Below are 20,056 nucleotides of genomic sequence, written 5' to 3'. Positions count from 1 at the left end.
TAGGCACAAAAATAGACGAAATTGATCTGTATTGTTACTAAATTCCGATATTTTTTTCATACCTTAGAGCTACCATAAAACGAAGATCTAATGAATTTGATCTAGCAATATTTGAGGTATAAAGCGATGAAAAAACAACGTTTGATGATAGCTTTGCTGGCGACTTTAGGCATGGGTTCAGCATTTGCATCAACCTCGAGTGAATATAATATTGCCAATGGCTTGCTTCCAGTTGAAAAAGATCAATCAATTTCTGTATTACAACCATTTCAGGGAAATTTTAGGATTTTAGGTTCAAAAATTTATCACAATGATGAGCAAGCCAAATTTTCACCGATTGATTATGCGGTAAGTTGGGGTTTATTTGCTCAACCTGAAATCGCGCGACATATTTCAGTGAAACAATATGACCGCTATTTAAACTGGAAAATAGCAAAACTACCTGTACCAGCTGAGCAAGCGATGCAGATGGTATCGAATATGCACATTATTCCTGCAAACCCTGAAATCGCCCAACAAATTAAGCAAGTTAAACGTGGTGATTTGGTTTATTTAAAAGGTGATCTGGTTGAAATCAAAGATAAAGATTTAGTTTGGAAGTCATCTTTGACCCCAACTGATACCGGCGATGGTGCATGTGAACTCTTCCGTGTTCAATCCATTCACTGGGTTGAAAAACAAAATATTTAAATTAAAAAAGCCTTCTTTATAAGAAGGCTTTTTATTGCATGCAGTTAAATTAATGCTGCTGTGAGGCTTTCCAGTATTTTAACTGATTTTGTGCTTGTAAATAGTCAGCAAGCTGTTTGACCTGCTCATCTTTACTTGCCTGCTTATCACTAAAGTTCTTTTCTTGGTTTTCCCAATATTGATAGAGTAAGCCTTGAATATAACGACCTTGTTCAGTTTTTAAATCGAGGTCTTTTAGCATGGTCAATGCTGAGCGCACATTATCAAGCGTACGTTTTTGTTCAAATTCTGTGGTGAGCGTACCTGCCTCATGCATTTTTTCTAGCTCAGTTTCCATTTCATCACTCATTTCAGTAAAGCGGTGATCGTAATCTTCTAGTAGTGCAATATCATGAGCGTCATCCGCGGTAGCTGGGAATTTCTTCACTGGTCTTTCATTGAGTTTTTCTAAGACCTGATCGGTAGATGAACTTGTATGAGATTGTTCAGTCTTTGCTGGCTCATCTGCTTTTTTACAAGCCGTCAATAATAGGCTAGAGCTGAGCAAAGACATTAAGATGATATGAGGCGTTTTTTTTAACATAGCTTTCAACCGAACCTATTCTCTATGATTTGACGACGTACTTTTTTGAAAATGATATGCATATGTGACATATGGAAAATCAATCTGATCTTGTGGGCCTAACCCAGTAAAATCATAAACAATTTTTTCAAACTGAGCTTTGAGCTGTAGTTGATCTTTTTCAGTCATTGCTGCAATAAAACTTGTTGAAAGTAACCGCTTACTCACCACTTGTTCGACAGTACCATGCTGCGATTGCGAAAAAGTATTTAAATTGTCAAAAGTAAATAAATTTTGCTCTTCAAAAACCTTTTTCCACCTTTCACTATGGTAACGAGGTGTATCACCTTCAAGCGGTAGTAGAAAATCCGCTAAAGCTTTTACCCAGTCTGTACCTTCATCGCGCTGGTTCCAAACAAGTCCTAAATGTCCTTGAGGTTTTAATACCCGATGGATTTCGGTCAATGTTTCTATGTTGTCAAACCAATGAAAAGATTGGGCACAAATGACAGCATCAATCTGTTGGTCATTTACCGGAATATTGTGGCTAAAGGCTTGTAAAGTTTTAATATCAGGATAGGCTTGCTGAAGCTGTTGTAACATCTCGCCAATTGGCTCTACTGCAGTAATATTGGCATGTGTTTGTTTTAAGTAAGGTAAGAATTTGCCAGTACCCGATCCAAGATCGATAACAGTAGAATTTTCATGGATTTGGAGCCGATCTTGTAGCCAACTTACTATTTCTACGGGATAATTTGGTCTAACTTGCTGATAAAGCTCAGCAGCAGAGCTGAAGCCTTTTTGAGCGGTAGGATGTAAGGATTGTGTCATATTTTGCGCTTTTTAATCTGACTGGCATCTATAAAATAAGATACTCCGCAATCATAAATTGGCAAAACACCTATTTTGTTTCATTTTTGACGATGTATGTGGGAGTAAATTTTCTTTCGGTGTGAGCATGGATAAGCAAATTATTTTTGAAGACGAACACATTAGAGCCATTTTTTTACAAGGCGATTCTAATACATTAGTTCTCTCTTTTGGCGATTTGATTACCCGGGCGAGTGGCTTATCTATCAATGCTGAAAAGTCTCTAATAAAGTACCAATACAGTGTTATTGGGGTGATGCCAAAACAAAAATCATGGTTCCCAAAGGCCAGTATGGTTGAGCTGGCAAAAGTCATTTTGCCTATTATTCAGCGTTTTAAAAATATTGTAGGTTATGGCGGCTCAATGGGCGGCTATGCAGCAATTAAATATTCGAATTTATTAAATATGAATCGAATCATTGCATTTGTGCCTCAGTATTCAATTGACCCTGAACAAGTTGAAGACCGACGCTATGCTGAGTTTTTCGATGCTGTCGCGAATAAAGACATGCAAATTCAGCCGCAAGATGTAGATGCAAGTCGTGAATACATTATTGTTTATGACCCTTACTTTTCAATTGATCGCGAACATTACTTAAAAATAAAAGAGATCTTACCAAGTTTACATACAATTCATTTGCCTTTTACAGGACATGAAGCTTTATCTGTATTGGCAAGCTCAAGCCTTTTACATGATTTTATTGAGCATGAATTTGATGAAACGTATTTCTATCAACAAGTTCGTAAAATCAAAAAACAAAGTAAGTTCTATTATCGTAATGTTCTTGCAAATGTGCTGACATACCATGACAGCATGTTATTGAAAATATTGCGTCAAAATGACTTTCAGTTAGATGAACGTTATTTAGACAATGCGCTTAAGCAAGCGGTCTCACGTAGTCTTATTAAAACAAAGCAAGCTACAGAGCAAGATTTTCAGAAGCTTGGAATTAAAATTCAGTATAGCCAGCAAGCTGAAAACCCTAAAAAAGGTTTTAAAAATCAATTTGAGGCAATACTAGTATTTAATTTGATTAATCTAAAGCTTGAAACCTATGCTGTAGATGTAGTGTTGGCAAACCCTTCATATTTGATTCCGATTGTGGCAGAGCACACTGGGGTTGTTCAGATTGAATTAAATAATGAACTTTATTTGTTAGGGATGAATGACCGAAAAATTATTAAATTGTTTAAACAGGGTGACGCACTCACTTCGGATATGAGTCCGTTTGTCATTAAACAATATTCTGATTTCTTTGCGTTAAGCTACAAGCAATTAAATTTAAATTGTGATGAACAAGGTGTTTGTGATTACGTTGAAGGTTCTGTTCAGCCATCTCAACAGTTTGTATTGACCAGCTACTAAGTCATTTCCTCGATTAAATAAAGCTCAAATCTTGAGATTTGAGCTTTATTTTTTGCTTAAAAAATATTTTTTTATCAATTTATTTGTATATAAAATTAAAAGTCATTATTTAAATAAATAGTATCTCTAATTTTTAAATAAAGATAAAGCTAAAAGTAGGCATGGGGAATTAAGTGAAAAATTATTATATTTTAAAAAGTATGATTTTTTAATTTATATAAATTAAAGAAATGATGTAAGATTAATTAAAATACAATAATTATCCTAATAATTATTAATTGTTTGTTTTTAAAATATATTTTATTTGGTTGGCAAAATATTGCTTAAAATAACTCCACTATTCAAAGATAATTGCATATTTATTTTTTTATCCTAAAATGATTTTTTACTAAATTGTCGTTACAGTTTTTTATATGCAATCATTAAATTATCGGAATAATGATGCATCGCAACATGGAAGTTCTGCACCTTTGAAACGAGCAATGAGTACTCGACATTTGGTGATGATCTCCCTTGGCGGTGCCATAGGTACAGGTCTTTTTCTTGGGTCTGGCGACGTAATCTCTCAAGCAGGTCCAATTGGCGCAATTATCTCTTATTTCTTGGGCGGTTTAATTGCCTATACCGTTATGCTGTGTCTCGGTGAGCTAGCGGTTCATGTCCCTGAGTCTGGCTCTTTTGGTGAATACGCACGGCGTTATATCGGTCCAGGTACGGGGTATATGATTACTTGGCTATATTGGCTGACTTGGACTGCAACTTTGGGGACTGAGTTTACCGCTGCGGCCTTGTTGGTTCAGGAGTGGTTTCCATCTACCTCGGTGTGGGCTTGGACTCTTTTCTTTGGCGCCTTGGTTTTCTTTCTTAATGTAAGTTCAACCCGCTTATTTGCAGAGTCTGAATTTTGGTTGGCGCTTGTAAAAGTAATCACCATTATCTGTTTTATTGGTTTGGGGCTGCTTGCAATTTTCGGCTTTATTCCTTATCAGGGGCATGAAACAGCACCATTGTTCAGTAATTTGACTGCTCATGGTTGGTTTCCAAATGGTCTTTTCCCAATTTTTGCCACTATGCTTATCGTTAATTTTGCTTTTTCTGGCACAGAATTAATTGGGGTAGCAGCTGGCGAAGCAGAGAATCCAGCAAAAACAGTTCCTAAGGCTATTAATGCGGCTATTTGGCGCTTATTAATTTTCTTTGTTGGTACGATTGTAGTGATTAGCTCACTATTGCCATACCACCTAGCAGGTCTTAGTGCAAATGATGTGAGCAGTAGCCCATTTGTGACTGTATTTAATTACATTGGTATTCCGTATGCAGAGGATATTATCCGTTTCGTAATTATTACGGCTTTACTTTCAGCTGCTAACTCGGGTCTATTTGCTGCATCACGTATGATGTGGTCGCTTTCAGCAAAAAATCAATTACCTAAAATTTTTGCGAAACTCACGCCGTCTGGAACACCTATTATTGCCATTATTGTGACAATGTTTGGTGCTATTCCGGGATTGCTTTCAGAACAATTTGCGCCAGAAACAATTTTTAAAAATTTGTTGGGTGTTGCTGCTTTTACAATGGTTGTTGTTTGGATTGCAATTTGTATTTCGCAATTTAACTTCCGTAGACAGTGGTATAAGTCAGGAAAAACAGTAAAAGATCTACGTTTCGCCGCACCATTGTTTCCATTGACACCAATCGTGGGTGGGCTATTCTGTATAGTTACTTGTATCAGTATGGTATTTGATCCATCTATGCAAGTGGGCTTTATCTGCTGCATTATTTTTATCTTGCTATGCTATGTCAGCTATTTCATCTTTTATCGTAAAAAAGATATAGCTCAAAACTAAGTCTTTTGCTTACTTGGTTGTGTTGATTGAAGGCTCCTTATGGGGCCTTTTTTCATGGGCGTAACTTGAGCTTTAAAGTGAGTTTTATATATTTTTTTTGAAAATGTTTTTTTTGTTTTGATAATAAAAGCAAATATTGACACATAAATTAACCACTTATCGGAATATTATTAATAGCTAATTATTATAAGTTTTTAAATAAGTATATGTTTATCATGGTTATTTAATAAAGAGATTGTTTAAATATTTATATATCTTTGTTTTGAATTAGAGAAACTGAATAAATATTATGAAAATTTATAGAAATTTTAAGAATTTTTTGAAAATTTTTGTTAATTAAGTAATTGTTATTAAATGATAATTTTTTAATCATTTTTAATTTTAATATTTTTTTAATTTCCATAAAATAAAATTATTATAGTGTAGTGTTTTTTTAGGTCTGGTTACTTTTTTATTATAAAAAATAGAGAAAATTGATTATTTTTTCTCTGCTTGTTTATTTTAAAATGTTCTAAATTAACTTGCTCTGTGCTATATTTACTTAAAGATTTTATGTCTATATGAAGGCTTGATTAACTCGCTTGAGTAGTGATGTGAAACTTGCAGTATTACTGAACAATTTTTATTTAAAAAGACTAATGGAGGGATCTATCGATTAGTCAAAAATAATTTTAGGGACTTATGGTTTTTTTGTTTCATGAACCCTAGTTCTTTTTAACTCCCAAACGGTTATGTCACCTCTTTTGTACTTATTTCCAGTCGACTTATTTGAGTTGGTTGCGGTGGAACTTTTGCTTTTATAAAGACTTTTTATAAATGGCAGATGAGGCAAAAGAATATTGTAAAAGATATCGATATATAAAAGTAAATCGTACTTTTGATATCACAAGATGGAATTTAAAAGGTCTAAAGCTTTAGAAGAGCTGAAGATTTTATAAATAAATCAAAACATTGTTATTGCAAGGTTTTGGTTGCTGAATAATAAAGACTGCAGATTTATCACATCTGAGTCTGTGTAGGTAGATAGGAAAAAAGATGTCAGATCTTTCATACGTAAACGAACATAGCGATGCATGGCAAACTTACTTGGCTCAAATTGACCGTGTAGCGCCATACTTAGAACATTTAGCTGATTATATCGATACATTAAAACGTCCTAAGCGTGCGCTTATTGTGGACGTGCCAATTGTAATGGACGACGGTTCAATCCAGCACTTTGAAGGCTACCGTGTACAACACAACTTGTCTCGTGGTCCTGGTAAAGGTGGTGTTCGTTACCATCCAAATGTTGACTTAAATGAAGTGATGGCATTGTCTGCATGGATGACAATTAAAACTGCTGTTTTGAACTTGCCATTTGGTGGTGCAAAAGGTGGTATCCGTGTTGACCCACGTAAATTATCAAATCGTGAGTTAGAGCGTTTAACTCGCCGTTATACGACTGAAATTGGTCACATTATCGGACCTCAAAAAGATATTCCTGCTCCAGACGTTGGTACAAATGCCAATATTATGGGTTGGATGATGGATACTTACTCTACTAGCCAAGGTCACACAGTGACGGGTGTTGTAACTGGTAAACCAGTTCACTTAGGCGGTTCTTTAGGTCGTGTGAAAGCAACTGGTCGCGGTGTATTCGTTACTGGTCGTGAAGTTGCTGCAAAAATCAACTTACCAATTGAAGGCGCGAAAGTTGCTGTTCAAGGTTTTGGTAACGTAGGTAGTGAAGCTGCTTTCTTATTTGTTGAATCAAAAGCAAAAATCACTCACGTTCAAGACCACACAGGCACAATTTTCAATGCTGATGGTATTGATCTTGTTGCGCTACGTGATCACGTAAATGCAAACCAAGGTGTTGGTGGTTTTGCTGGTGCACAAGCAATTGCAGATGAAGATTTCTGGACTGCAGAAGTAGACATCATTATTCCTGCTGCATTAGAAGGCCAAATTACAGTTGAGCGTGCTGAAAAACTTAAAGCTAAGTTGATTTTAGAAGGCGCGAACGGCCCGACTTATCCTAAAGCTGAAGATGTATTGGTTGAGCGTGGCATTGTTGTAGTTCCTGACGTTGTATGTAACGCAGGCGGTGTAACTGTAAGTTACTTCGAATGGGTTCAAGACATGGCGAGCTATTTCTGGAGCGAAGAAGAAATCAACGAGCGTTTAGACAAGTTGATGGTTCAAGCAATGGATGACGTTTGGAATACAGCGAACAAGAATGCTTGTACTTTACGTACAGCAGCTTACATCTTGGCATGTGAGCGTATCTTAAAAGCTCGTAAAGAACGCGGTATTTTCCCAGGATAATCTGCGGAAACTACCTTTTAGGAAAGGTGGACCGAGCAAATATAAAGGATGTTATAGGGTTATTTGTTTGGTCCCTTTTTCTAAATGAATTAAATTAAAGACAGTAAGACAGATTAAATAAATTAAATAGATACTGAGGTAAGCATGGAACAGCCAATTTCTGTAACTCGAAGCAACTTTAATGACTGGATGGTTCCAGTATTTGCACCGGCAAATTTCATTCCGGTACGTGGTGAAGGTTCACGTATCTGGGATCAAGAAAATAAAGAATATATCGATTTTGCAGGCGGGATTGCAGTAAATGCATTAGGTCATGCGCATCCAGTGGCAGTCAATGCGTTAACAGAACAAGCAAAAAAACTTTGGCACGTCGGTAATGGCTATACCAATGAACCAGTACTACGCCTTGCTAAACAACTCACCGAAAATACATTTGCAGATAAAGTATTTTTCTGTAACTCGGGTGCAGAAGCGAACGAAGCAGCTTTAAAATTGGCTCGTAAAGTTGGGTTAGACAGTGGTGTTGCTGGCAAAAGTGGCATTGTGGCATTTAACAATGCGTTCCACGGCCGTACCTTATTTACCGTTTCAGCGGGTGGCCAACCTAAATATTCACAAGACTTTGCACCACTTCCAAACGGCATTAGCCACGTTGCTTATAATGATTTAGAAGCAGCTAAAGCCGTCATTAATGAACAAACTTGTGCAGTAATTGTAGAGCCTGTACAAGGTGAAGGCGGGGTAATTCCAGCTGATATCGAGTTTTTAAAAGGTTTACGTGAACTGTGTGATCAGTTTGGTGCCTTACTTATTTTTGATGAAGTACAAACTGGTGTAGGTCGTACGGGTGCACTTTATGCCTACATGAACTACGGTGTGGTTCCAGATGTGTTAACAACTGCAAAAGCATTGGGCGGTGGTTTCCCGGTCGGTGCAATGTTAACAACTGATAAATTTGCGCCGCATTTTTCTGTAGGCACACACGGTACGACTTACGGCGGTAACCCGTTAGCAAGTGCAGTTGCAGGTGCAGTTTTTGAGTTTATTAATACACCAGAAGTACTTGAAGGTGTGAAACACCGTCATCAATATTTCCTTGATGCTTTAAATACTTTAAATGCTGAATATCAAGTATTTGATGAAATTCGTGGTCAAGGTTTATTGATTGGCTGTGTACTAAAAGCTGAATATGCAGGTAAAGCGAAAGACATTACCACATGGGCAGGCGAAGAAGGATTACTCGCTTTAATCGCAGGACCTAACGTGGTTCGTTTCACTCCTTCTCTAATTATTCCTGAACAAGATATTGATGAAGGGATTGCTCGTTTAAAAAGAGCTTTGGCAAAGTTGGCTAAATAAAAAAAAAGGAAAGCTAGCCATGATGATTGTCCGTCATGCCGAGTTTCGAGACCTTGAAGATATTTATAAATTAGCAGGTAAGTCAGGTGTTGGTCTGACTTCCTTGCCACAAAATATGGATACGCTTTCGGCTCGAATTTCACGTACTCGCAATACTTTAAATGGCAATGTTCATAAGAGTGAACAGGGATATTTATTTGTTCTGGAAGATACCGAAGCTCAACGTGTTATTGGTGTAAGTGCAATTGAGGTTGCGGTAGGTTTAATTGAACCTTGGTACAACTTTCATGTGGGAACACAAGTACACGCTTCAAAAGCATTAAACGTATATAAGTCATTACCGACTTTATTTTTAAGTAATGACAGAACAGGAAGTAGTGAGCTCTGTACATTATTTTTAGATCCGGAACGCCGTGAAAACCAAAACGGTAAATTCTTATCGAAAATCCGTTTTATGTTTATCGCAGCATTTAAGCAATATTTTGAGAAAAAATTAATTGCGGAAATGCGTGGCTACTCTGATGAAAATGGATGTTCACCTTTTTGGGATGCGATTGGGCACCATTTTTTCAATATGGATTTCTCAACTGCTGACTATTTAAGTGGTATTGGCCAAAAAGTTTTTATTGCCGAGCTGATGCCACGTTTTCCAGTCTATGTTGACCTTTTGCCAAAAGATGCGCAAGAAGTGATTGGAAAAATGCATCCACATACTTTGCCTGCTTATCATGTGCTTGAGTCAGAAGGTTTACGTTATCAAGGATATGTCGATATTTTTGATGCGGGTCCAACTATTGAAGCGAATATTGATGAGTTGCGTGCAGTCAAAGAAAGTCAACTCTTAAACGTCAAAATTACTAATGAGGCAACAGTGGGTAAAACACAATACCTTGTTGCTAATGATAATTACCACGACTATCGGGCCATGTTATTGAAGCTTGATCTCGTAGATAACACTTTAAATTTAACGCATGAACAAGCTGAAAAACTCGGTGTACAAGAAGGTCACGCTGTTCGTGTGTTATCACTAAATCCTATGGAAGTATCCTGATGTCAAACTCTTTATTTATAAACGGTGTCTGGTTACAAGGCAGCGGTACAACATTTGTAAAAACAAACCCGGTTGATAACCAAACTGTATGGTCAGGCGCTGAAGCTACGGCTAGTGATGTTGAGAAAGCTTGCCAAGCTGCTCGTACAGCATTCCCAGCGTGGGCGCGTTTACCTTTTGCTGAGCGTGTGGCGATTGTAGAAAAGTTTGCAGCTTTGCTTGAAGAAAATAAAAAGCATTTAGCGGAAGTGATTAGCCAAGAAACCAGTAAGCCTTTTTGGGAAACATTAACTGAAGTTCAGTCAATGATTGGCAAGGTTGCAATTTCGATTCGTGCTTATCACCAACGTACAGGTGAAAGCTCAACTGAAATGGCAGATGGAGTGGCATCTTTACGTCACCGCCCACATGGCGTACTTGCAGTTTTTGGTCCATATAACTTCCCGGGCCACTTGCCGAACGGACATATTGTTCCTGCGTTACTTGCTGGTAACACAGTTGTATTCAAACCAAGTGAATTAACGCCTTGGACTGCTGAAGAAACTGTAAAACTTTGGCAACAAGCCGGTTTGCCAAATGGTGTAATGAATTTAGTGCAAGGTGGTCGTACCACGGGTGAAGCGCTAGCTGCCTCACATGAAATTGATGGCCTGTTATTTACCGGAAGCGCAAATACAGGTTATCACCTACACAAACAAATGGCGGGTGCTCCTGAGAAAATTCTTGCGCTTGAAATGGGCGGCAATAATGCATTGATTATCGATGAAATCGAAAATATGGATGCTGTTGTTAACCTCACTATTCAATCTGCATTTGTTTCGGCAGGGCAGCGTTGTACATGTGCGCGCCGTATCTTGGTAAAAAATGGTGCGCAAGGCGATGCATTTATTCAACGTTTTGTTGAGGTTGCTAAAAACTTAAAAGTTGGTCGTTGGAATGATGAGCAACAACCATTTATGGGCGGCGTAATTTCATCGGCTGCTGCAACAAACATGATGAATGCTCAGCAAAAGTTGCTTGAGCTTGGTGCAAAAAGCTTGTTGCCAATGACACGTCCTCAAGAAGACAGCTCATTACTTACTCCAGGCATTATTGACGTAACAGGTGTAGCGGGTATTCCAGATGAAGAATATTTCGGTCCGCTTACCACTATTCAGCGTTATGACAGTTTTGATGAAGCATTAAAAATTGCCAATGCAACTCGTTTTGGCTTGTCGGTTGGTTTGGTTTCTCCAAAACGTGAATTGTTTGATGACTTACTCATTGAAGCACGTGCCGGGATTGTAAACTGGAACAAACCCTTAACAGGAGCATCGAGTGCAGCACCATTTGGTGGTGTCGGAGCTTCAGGTAATCACCGTGCAAGTGCATTTTATGCTGCTGACTACTGTGCTTGGCCAATGGCTTCACTTGAAAGTGAAAGCTTGACGTTGCCAGAAAAATTATCTCCAGGGATTGTGTTGCCTTAACACTAGGGAAAGAAAAAATGAAAGGATATGAAGTAAATTTTGATGGTTTAGTGGGACCAACACATCACTATGCGGGTTTGTCTTTTGGTAATGAAGCATCGACCAAAAACCGCAATAATTTGTCTAACCCAAAATTGGCGGCGAAACAAGGCTTATTAAAAATGAAAGCTTTGGCTGACATGGGCATGAAACAAGGTGTACTTGCTCCGCATGAGCGTCCACATGTTCCGATGTTACGCCGTTTAGGTTTTACCGGAGATGACATTAGTGTTGTGTCTCAAGCAATGCGTTATTCACCAGAGCTACTGTCATCTTTAAGCTCAGCTTCTCCAATGTGGACTGCAAATGCTGCGACAGTTTCACCTTCGGCTGATAGCCAAGATGAGCGCGTGCATTTTACTGCGGCTAACCTAAACAATAAATTTCACCGTTCAATTGAAGCTGAAACTACAAGCCAAGTTTTACAAGCGATCTTTAAAAATGAACGTCATTTTGTACACCATGAAGCTTTACCGCAAGTGGCTTTGTTCGGTGATGAAGGGGCAGCAAATCACAATCGTTTAGGTGGTGATTATGCTAAACGTGGTGTTCAGGTGTTTGTTTATGGTCAACAACACTTAAATAACGGCTTACCGGGACCAAAACGTTATCCTGCACGTCAGACACGTGAAGCGAGCGAGGCAATTGCACGATTGCACCGTTTAGATGATGCACATACAGTTTTTGTTCAGCAAAATCCGGATGTAATTGATCAGGGCGTTTTCCATAACGATGTGATCGCGGTAAGTAACCAGCAGGTTTTATTCCATCATCAACATGCCTTTTTAAATCAAGATCAGGCCTTTGCTGAAATTCGTCAAAAAATGGCAAGCATCGGTGAAGACTTTATTTCAATTGAAGTGCCTGAAAACCGTGTGACTGTGGACGATGCTGTTGCAACATATTTATTTAATAGTCAGATTTTGACTCGTCCAGATGGCGGAATGACCATTGTTGTGCCTGAAGAGTCTCGCCAAAATGCTGCAGTGTGGAGCTATTTGAATGACATGATTCAAATGGGTACACCAATTGATGCAATTCAGGTTTATGACTTGCGTGAAAGTATGCGTAACGGTGGTGGTCCGGCTTGTTTACGTTTACGTGTAGCATTAAATGAAACCGAATTAAATGCCGTAAATCCAAAAGTTCTCATGAATGATCAATTGTTTATGACACTTAATCAGTGGGTAGATAAACACTATCGTGATCGTTTAGCACAAGAAGATTTGGCAGATCCGCATTTACTCATGGAAAGCCGTATGGCACTTGATGAACTGACTAAAATTTTAGGTTTAGGTTCGGTTTATCCTTTCCAAAAATAATGAGGAGGTGACATGCAAGATTTTCTAGCATTAACCTTACAAGGTGAGCAACCTGCAACGCGTGAGGGAAAACAAGCAAATTTTTCTTGGCGTTGGTTAGGTGAGGGACTTCTTGAATGTACACCACATGCGCAGTACGACAAAGCTGTCGTACTGTCAGCTGGAGTACATGGAAATGAAACGGCACCAATTGAATTGCTATCTCATCTTTGCACCGATTTATTTGCCGGGCGTTTAAAGCTTGCGGTGAGATTATTGCTTGTATTGGGTAATCCCTATGCGATGCGTCAAGGCAAGCGTTATGTACATGACGATGTAAACCGTATGTTCTGTGGTGGGTATAAAAATCTGCCTGTAACTGAAGAATCTAAGCGTGCTGAGGTTTTAGAGCAGACTGTTGCCACTTTCTTTCAGGAAAGTTCGAGTCAGGCAAAACGTTATCATTATGATTTGCACACAGCAATTCGGGCTTCATTATTACCAACATTTGCTTTATTTCCATATCAAACGCATAGCTATGATGCTGATCTAACGGCAAGTCTTGAAGCAGCTGATTTGGATGCTTTGGTTTATCACAATGCGGTAGGTAAAACATTTACCCATTTTACGAGTGAGAATTTTAAGGCTGCGAGTGCAACTTTAGAGTTAGGCAAAGCATTGCCATTTGGACAAAATGACTTGAGCCAATTTGCTTCAATTGATGAAGTCATTCGTAACGTGGTTTCTGAGCAAGCTTTGCCAGTGCGTAATAAACCAAAAATTCGTGTGTTTCAGGTATCTGACTCTTTAATAAAAAAAGATGAAGAGTTTCACATGAATTTATCTGCTGAGGCTCCAAACTTTTCAACTTTTACTAAAGGCGAAATCATTGCGACTCAGCCTTCTGGTAACTATGTAGTTGAACAAGATCAGGTCTGGATTTTATTCCCAAACCCGAATGTGAAGATCGGTTTACGTGCAGGCTTGGTTTTAACTGAAACAATCTGAATAGTTAATTTTAGACAAATAAAAAAAGGGCGATGAATCGCCCTTTTTTTATTGCTAACTTAATTAGTTAGTACCGAAAAGACCTTTAATAAAAGATTTCTTTTCGCCTTTTTGTGTAGACGCTTGAGCGCCTGCATTTACGTTTGCATTTGCATTAATACCAGCAACATTAACACCAACGTTTACACCTGTTTGAGCGTTAACTCCATGAGCTGGTTGAGCTGCATTTAATTTTGCTTGAGCATCAGCTTTAGTGTCAGCAACGAATTCTTTTTGCTCAGCTTGATTTTGTGCTACACGAGCTTTAACAGCATCTACACGTGCTTGAGCATCGGCCTGTTTTTCAGCAGTAAATTCTTTTTGGTCAGCTTGTTTTTCTGCTACCTTAGTTTTTACAGCATCAAGATGTGCTTTTGTATCTGCTTTAGCTTCAACTGCTAGGTTTTTAGTGCCAGTTGCAGCCTTAGTCGCTAAATTTTTTGTACCTGTTGCTGCTTCGGTAGCAAAATGTTTAGTACCAGTTACAGCTTCACTTGCTACATGTTTAGTGCCAGTAGCAGCTTTAGAAGAAAGTTCAGTTACTTTACCTGTTGTTTTTTTTGTAGCTTTAACGGTTGTGTCAGCAGCTACGTGACCAGCATGTTTTGCTGTGTTCCCTACAGTATGTGCAGTATTTTTGACTGTATTGGCTACGCCACTAACAAGACCACCTGGTTGTACGTTGACTTGAGCAGATGCACCTGCATTAACGCCCGCACTTTGTGCAAAAATAGAGGCAGAAGCAAGTACACTTGCAGTAACGATAGCTGTTTTCATCATTTTCATTGCGATATCCTTCAAAGAATATACCCTTTTAGTGAGGTATTTCATAAACGCAATCGCATCATAGCTAAGGAAATATGAGCTTGGGAACTCACTTCATCAAAACGTTACAACAGTGTTACATTGAGTAAACAGACTAGGGATAAATTGTGAAGATTAATAAAAATTAATAATAAAGTGAAAAAGAACATTTATTTTTTAGTTATTCTTATTAAGCTGGTCCTATTTTCATCTTACAGCTTTTAACCTTCGTCTCCTAAATTTTTCTATCGTTGTTCATGTGATACATGCCTATATCTCTAAATGTGATGTGTTTCTCATTATTTATTGGAGGAAACGGCATAATAATTGCTTATTATGAGAATAGAGTGCTTTTTTAGCACTTTTTTGAACCTTATTCTGCCAGAAATATAAACGTAAAGGGCAGAACTGTATTTTTGCTTATTCGAGAAAAGATATTTTAGCTTTTCTCATGTTTATACATTTTATGAAATAGAAATTTCACATGAAATGTAATTCAAGAAATGTCTCTTTATTTCGAATAATCAAAAATAAATATAGATGTCTATAAACAAAAGAACAGAGATCTTAAATGATGAAAATTATAGCTTCCCTACTTGTAATAGTCGGCTTGATCGCCGTTGTTCTTTATTTCAAACCCACAAGCGGTGCATCTGATGTGTTCAATTCTGCTTTACATGAGACGAATTCACCACAACCAGATACTTCATCTTCCCTTTCTAAACTTAAGGAGCCTACTCAACCTAAAAACGTATCTTTAAATTCAAACCACTCTCAATCGGTATCAGCAGATACCGTTCCTTTTTATGACACAAAAAGTGATCCTTCGATTCAACCGATTGATCCAGAAAAAGATCCAGCAAATGAAATAAAAGCGAAATAAGCAAATTGTTAGTTGAAAAACTACGGAGAAAAATAATGCAAAGTAAAACGTTGTTTCTATTAGGTCTATGTACAATTTTCAGTACAACTGTGTCCGCTCTTCCTTTGGATTCCAAAGGGGCCAAACAGCGGTTAAGTCAGGCAGCAAAACAAAAAGTGTTCCAAGGTAAAATAGATTTAGATGCCTTGGTTAGTAATGATTCAAACGATTTAATTGTCGAATACAATATTCCTTCATCGAGCGTACCTTCCGGTTTAGAACGGCGAAGTTATATTGCTACAAATAAAAAGAATCTTCAGACAAGGTTTAATCGTGCCGGCGGTGTACAAGTACTTCGGGATTACAATAACCTGCCTTTGGCTTTTTATCGGATTAGTAACCGTGAGGCTTTAGTATCTTTATTAAATGATCCGAACGTTAAAGCAGTTTATCCAAACCGTATTAACCGTACTACAACTACTGAAAGTTTGCCTTTGATTAATCAACCACAAGCCAATACCAATGGTTTTACGGGGGAGGGATCTAGTGTTGCTGTGCTGGATACAGGGGTAAATTATCTACATTCAGATTTCGGATGTACCGCTGTGAATACTCCATCAAGTACTTGCCGTGTGGTTTATTCTTTTGATAGTGCACCAGATGATGGCACTTTGGATGATGATGGGCATGGTAGTAACGTTTCCGCTATTGTGTCGAAAGTCGCTACTAAAACTAAAATTATTGGTATTGATGTATTTAGAAAGGTCAGATCGCAAGGTAAGTGGGTAAGCACCGCTTATGATAGTGATATTCTCGCGGGGATTAACTGGGCTGTAAACAATGCACAAACCTATAATATTAAAGCGGTGAATTTGAGCCTTGGTGTGCCGGGAGTCAAATATACCTCTGAGTGTAGCGATAGCAGTTATGGAACAGCATTTGCCAATGCGCGAGCTGCTGGCGTGGTTCCGGTTGTAGCCTCTGGTAATGATGCCTTCCCTGACGGAATTTCATTTCCTGCTTGTGTGGCAGGGGCAGTAAGGGTAGGCGCTGTTTATGATAGTAATATTGGTGGTGTGTCATGGGGTAACCCCGTGAAATGTTCTGACCCTACTACAGCAGCAGATAAGGTAGCCTGCTTTAGTAATGGGGGAAGCCTTGTGACTTTATTGGCGCCGGGTGCAATGATTACCGCAGGTGGCTATACCATGGGTGGTACCTCTCAAGCGACACCACATGTGGCAGGCGCGATTGCTCTATTGAGAGCGAATAGTGTGAGTCCAACAGAAAGTATCGATCAAACCATTAGCCGGTTAAAAGCTACGGGTAAACCTATTACTGACTCAAGAACGGGCTTGGTTTTCCCACGGATTGATTTACTGGCGGCAACCAATGGTTTAACCGTTAACTAAATGGCATATTTATAATTTTTATTAGGTCCAAAAAATTTAAATGGCTATGGCTCGTTGCAAAAGATAACTTCTGCAACGAGTTTTTTATGAAAAAGCCTTAATCACACTTTGCTAAGTTGTCTTTACTAAAATTACTTTGAAGTTTTTTGAAGTTATTTTGAATTTCGGGATCTTGGATATTAAAAGTGGTAGAGCTTTTGGTTGTCGAATTGGTCGCTTGACTTAATATGCCAGAAGAGTCTGGATATTGCTCTGTAAATGATTGAGCTGAAATCAGGCCTTTATTATTAAAAATCCAATGTTCAGTTACTTGTCCACCACCTAAATAACCCGTAAATTCAATCATACAAGCTTGCTTATCGTGTTTAATGAGTTTGGCTACATTGCCTGTAGTAGTTGGATAAGCTTCGATATTGGTATCTTGTTCTAAAACTTGTGCCTGAGGATAAGAAGAAAGAGGTGTGGTAGTTGCACATGCAGTTAATGCTAAGCAGCACAGGGTAGAAAAGAGAAGTTTTTGACTGTTCATAAGGCAGGTTCCTAGCTCTTTGTAGTGGATGTATGTCTTTTTTAAAGTGTGTTTCTTTGGAAGCGCGATATGATCGCGCTACTCTGATTTAATTTTAATTGGCAGTCGTACTAGATTTACTTAGCTCACCTTGTTCGATTGGAATATTTTCACCGTTTCTACTGCTGGTGATATTTTGCTTAGCTTGTTCTATTTTCTGTTCAGTAAATACTTTGGCTGTATCCGCTTTTTGTTGAACAACTTCTGCTTTTTCGGCGGTAAATTCTTTCGTATCTTTCCATTTTTCACTAATTTTATTTGAAGTTTTTTCAGAAGCGCCTTGAATAGAATCTCCTAAATTTTGAATGCCTTTTCCTGTTTTGTATAACAGTACGCGGCCTAAGCTTGGATTATCACCATAAGGCATTGTCTTAGAAGTTGCTTCATTCACTTGTTGAGGTTGAGGTGTTTCAGCAAAGAGAGATGATGAAACCAAGATAGAGCTTGTAATACATAAAATTTTTATGGCTTTCATTTTGGATTAATCTCCCCAATGACTATCAAAATATGGATAGCTGATCTTACTGTTAAAAATAAATCTTGTGCAGACATGAGATAAAACCCATACGATTTGATTACGAGAAATCATCATTTGAAGGGAATAGCATCATTACCCAAATGCTTTATAAACAAAACTCAGACTTAATCAACTCTATAAACATGTCTCTCGCTTTATGGTTACTCACATTTTTATGCCAGAAAAAATGATTTTGCATAAAGGCAAGGTATTCAAATTTATAACTTTGAATATGCGCTAAATTTTTATATTGTTCATAAATACTCTTAGGCACTAACGCCACGCCAGAACCCGCACTGACACACCCAATAATGGTGGCGTAACTGGTAATACTGGTGATAGGGAGAGAGATATTCTTCAGTTTAAGCCATTCTTCAAGAGCTGCACGGTAAGGACAGCCTTCAGTCCACATGAAAATTTCTTTACCAATCAAATCTTCTTGGCAATGAATTTCTCCTAAAGAATGAGATGCAATTAAGACCATGTCTTCTTGATAAATACTGAGTTTATTTAACATAGGAAACTCAATATTGCCTGCAACAATTGCACCATCAAGTTTGTGCTGAGAAATATCGACTAGTAGCTGTTTCCATGTGCCAGTAATAATTTGAATAGAAACTTCTGGATAACGTTGATGATATTTTGCAAGTAAGTTGGGCAGGCGAGTTGTAGCAGAAGATTCAATAGCTCCAATTTTGAGCGGGCCAGAGGGCGGTGCATCTGGATGAATACTTCGTTTCGCTTCATCGCATAGCGCTAAAATTTTATGGCAATAATCGAGAAAGATTTCTCCTGATGGGGTGAGTTTTAAGCTTTTTCCTTCGCGATAAAACAGCGGTGCGCCTAGTTCTTCTTCAAGTTGCTTAATGCGTGTAGTGATATTGGAGGGTACGCAATGTAGTTGTAGTGATGCTTTAGCCATGGTTCCGCATTCAACCACGGTTTGGAACATTTTTAACTGGGTAATATCCATGTTTAATCATTCACTTTTAATGAATATTTGGCTCAATATAAGTTAATTTTATTCAACTATCTATGCGCATATGATGAAAGAGTTCCATTTCATTAGTGCAGATTTAACATGGCAATTTCTCTTGCTGCCGAAACCCAGCCTCCAGCATTTAAGCTCTACTTATGTATTGCTGTAACCGTTTTTTGTTGGGGCTATTCGCCTATTGGTGTACATAGTGCTTTGCATTCATATACACCGCAGCATATAGCCTTGCTTCGCTTTTTAATTGCTTCATTTTTTTTATTACTTCTGGTCATAAAAAAAGGTATTCAGCCTTTAAAGTGGAAAGATGCTCCTGCGCTAGGTGTATTAGGATTTTTCTCTGTAACGCTGCATCATTTGCTGATAAATACAGGGCAACAATATGTAACTGCGGTCGCTTCTAGTATTTTGAGTCAATCTATTCCGCTATTCACTTTTATTATTTCAGCTTTGGTTTTTAAAGAGCATATTCGGTTCAAACAGTGGTTGTGTATTTTGCTAGGGCTTAGTGGTGCCGTGTTAGTGGTCAGTGGAGATCATGGTTTTGGTATACCGAGCCCTTATAGTTTGTTGATTGTTTTAGCTGCAATCGCTTGGGGGCTTTATTTTAATTTATATAAAAAATTTGCCTTAAATTATGATGCCTTGAGCATGATGTGCTACATCATTTGGTTCGGGACCCTTCCTTTACTATTTTATAGTGCTCATTTACCTAGTGAAATTTTACATGCCACTTGGCAAGCCAATATGTCGGTTGTCTTATTGGGTATTTTTCCAAGTGCGATGGCTTATGTACTTTGGGGCTATGTACTTAAAAATATGCCGTTAACGATTGCATCAAATTTTTTATATTGCTCGCCGATTGTCGCGATGAGTTTGGCCGTTGTTTTCTTAAATGAAAAACCATCAATGATGGTGCTGCTGGGTGGAACGATTATTGTGGGGAGTTTGGTATGGATGAATTGGGGGAATAGGCGTACTATCGAATAAG

18 protein-coding genes are annotated in these 20,056 nt (G+C 38.2%); 12 read left to right on the top strand and 6 right to left on the bottom strand.

Features of this window, described 5'->3' with window-relative positions; all coding sequences use genetic code 11:
- Nucleotides 1–126 precede the first annotated feature (126 nt).
- A complete protein-coding gene (locus tag R5R67_RS06745) occupies nt 127–690 on the top strand; it encodes a hypothetical protein (RefSeq protein WP_000744750.1) in 564 nt (187 codons plus the stop codon).
- A 49-nt stretch (nt 691–739) separates the two neighbouring features.
- Here R5R67_RS06745 and R5R67_RS06740 read toward each other — a convergent pair whose 3' ends face one another.
- Both R5R67_RS06740 and R5R67_RS06735 read right to left on the bottom strand, forming a co-directional pair.
- Nucleotides 740–1,273: a hypothetical protein gene (locus tag R5R67_RS06740; protein WP_000915015.1), complete on the bottom strand. Its 534-nt coding sequence runs from the start codon at nt 1,271–1,273 to the stop codon at nt 740–742.
- A 15-nt stretch (nt 1,274–1,288) separates the two neighbouring features.
- A complete protein-coding gene (locus R5R67_RS06735; RefSeq protein ID WP_000194479.1) occupies nt 1,289–2,083 on the bottom strand; it encodes a class I SAM-dependent methyltransferase in 795 nt (264 codons plus the stop codon).
- Nucleotides 2,084–2,210: 127 nt separating this feature from the next.
- On the opposite strand from R5R67_RS06735, the gene R5R67_RS06730 reads away from it, so the two are divergent.
- From R5R67_RS06730 to astE, 8 genes are all read left to right on the top strand, one after another.
- A complete protein-coding gene (locus R5R67_RS06730) occupies nt 2,211–3,488 on the top strand; it encodes a hypothetical protein (protein ID WP_000360756.1) in 1,278 nt (425 codons plus the stop codon).
- A 413-nt stretch (nt 3,489–3,901) separates the two neighbouring features.
- Nucleotides 3,902–5,335, top strand: coding sequence for an amino acid permease (locus tag R5R67_RS06725; protein ID WP_001191140.1), 1,434 nt, complete (start codon nt 3,902–3,904; stop codon nt 5,333–5,335).
- A gap of 1,035 nt (nt 5,336–6,370) precedes the next feature.
- Complete coding sequence (locus R5R67_RS06720; RefSeq protein ID WP_001281781.1) at nt 6,371–7,642, top strand: Glu/Leu/Phe/Val family dehydrogenase; 1,272 nt, start codon at nt 6,371–6,373, stop codon at nt 7,640–7,642.
- A gap of 144 nt (nt 7,643–7,786) precedes the next feature.
- Entirely contained in the window at nt 7,787–9,001 is a 1,215-nt protein-coding gene (locus R5R67_RS06715; protein ID WP_000437501.1) for an aspartate aminotransferase family protein, read from the top strand.
- A 19-nt stretch (nt 9,002–9,020) separates the two neighbouring features.
- Nucleotides 9,021–10,052, top strand: a complete 1,032-nt coding sequence (gene astA, locus R5R67_RS06710) for an arginine N-succinyltransferase (protein WP_000973732.1) — start codon at nt 9,021–9,023, stop codon at nt 10,050–10,052.
- Nucleotides 10,052–11,521, top strand: coding sequence for a succinylglutamate-semialdehyde dehydrogenase (gene astD / locus R5R67_RS06705; protein WP_000071645.1), 1,470 nt, complete (start codon nt 10,052–10,054; stop codon nt 11,519–11,521). The genes astA and astD overlap by 1 nt, the downstream gene beginning before the upstream one ends.
- A gap of 17 nt (nt 11,522–11,538) precedes the next feature.
- A complete protein-coding gene (gene astB / locus R5R67_RS06700) occupies nt 11,539–12,882 on the top strand; it encodes an N-succinylarginine dihydrolase (RefSeq protein ID WP_000679455.1) in 1,344 nt (447 codons plus the stop codon).
- A gap of 12 nt (nt 12,883–12,894) precedes the next feature.
- Nucleotides 12,895–13,869, top strand: a complete 975-nt coding sequence (gene astE, locus R5R67_RS06695) for a succinylglutamate desuccinylase (RefSeq protein WP_001150820.1) — start codon at nt 12,895–12,897, stop codon at nt 13,867–13,869.
- Nucleotides 13,870–13,932: 63 nt separating this feature from the next.
- Here astE and R5R67_RS06690 read toward each other — a convergent pair whose 3' ends face one another.
- A complete protein-coding gene (locus tag R5R67_RS06690) occupies nt 13,933–14,694 on the bottom strand; it encodes a hypothetical protein (protein ID WP_000783286.1) in 762 nt (253 codons plus the stop codon).
- Between the two features lie 592 nt (nt 14,695–15,286).
- Between R5R67_RS06690 and R5R67_RS06685 the strand changes: the two genes are divergently transcribed.
- Together R5R67_RS06685 and R5R67_RS06680 are read left to right on the top strand one after the other, a co-directional pair.
- Nucleotides 15,287–15,595: a hypothetical protein gene (locus tag R5R67_RS06685; RefSeq protein ID WP_000691034.1), complete on the top strand. Its 309-nt coding sequence runs from the start codon at nt 15,287–15,289 to the stop codon at nt 15,593–15,595.
- A 35-nt stretch (nt 15,596–15,630) separates the two neighbouring features.
- Nucleotides 15,631–16,986 carry a S8 family peptidase gene (locus tag R5R67_RS06680; protein WP_318754790.1) on the top strand — a complete coding sequence of 452 codons (1,356 nt, stop codon included), beginning with the start codon at nt 15,631–15,633 and terminating at the stop codon, nt 16,984–16,986.
- 97 nt (nt 16,987–17,083) lie between these two features.
- Here R5R67_RS06680 and R5R67_RS06675 read toward each other — a convergent pair whose 3' ends face one another.
- The 3 genes from R5R67_RS06675 to R5R67_RS06665 form a co-directional block, all read right to left on the bottom strand.
- Nucleotides 17,084–17,515 carry a hypothetical protein gene (locus R5R67_RS06675; protein WP_001088072.1) on the bottom strand — a complete coding sequence of 144 codons (432 nt, stop codon included), beginning with the start codon at nt 17,513–17,515 and terminating at the stop codon, nt 17,084–17,086.
- Between the two features lie 94 nt (nt 17,516–17,609).
- Complete coding sequence (locus tag R5R67_RS06670; protein ID WP_000644154.1) at nt 17,610–18,029, bottom strand: hypothetical protein; 420 nt, start codon at nt 18,027–18,029, stop codon at nt 17,610–17,612.
- Between the two features lie 148 nt (nt 18,030–18,177).
- Nucleotides 18,178–19,044, bottom strand: coding sequence for a LysR family transcriptional regulator (locus tag R5R67_RS06665; RefSeq protein WP_000355656.1), 867 nt, complete (start codon nt 19,042–19,044; stop codon nt 18,178–18,180).
- A gap of 108 nt (nt 19,045–19,152) precedes the next feature.
- Here R5R67_RS06665 and R5R67_RS06660 point away from each other — a divergent pair, with 108 nt between their 5' ends.
- Entirely contained in the window at nt 19,153–20,055 is a 903-nt protein-coding gene (locus R5R67_RS06660; RefSeq protein WP_001018278.1) for a DMT family transporter, read from the top strand.
- Nucleotide 20,056 lies beyond the last annotated feature (1 nt).

The organism is Acinetobacter sp. OYA S30 (genome assembly GCF_033599315.1).
Classification (GTDB): domain Bacteria; phylum Pseudomonadota; class Gammaproteobacteria; order Pseudomonadales; family Moraxellaceae; genus Acinetobacter; species Acinetobacter baumannii.
Note: the sequence above shows the minus strand (reverse complement) of the source record. Positions and strands in the feature narration are given on the sequence as shown.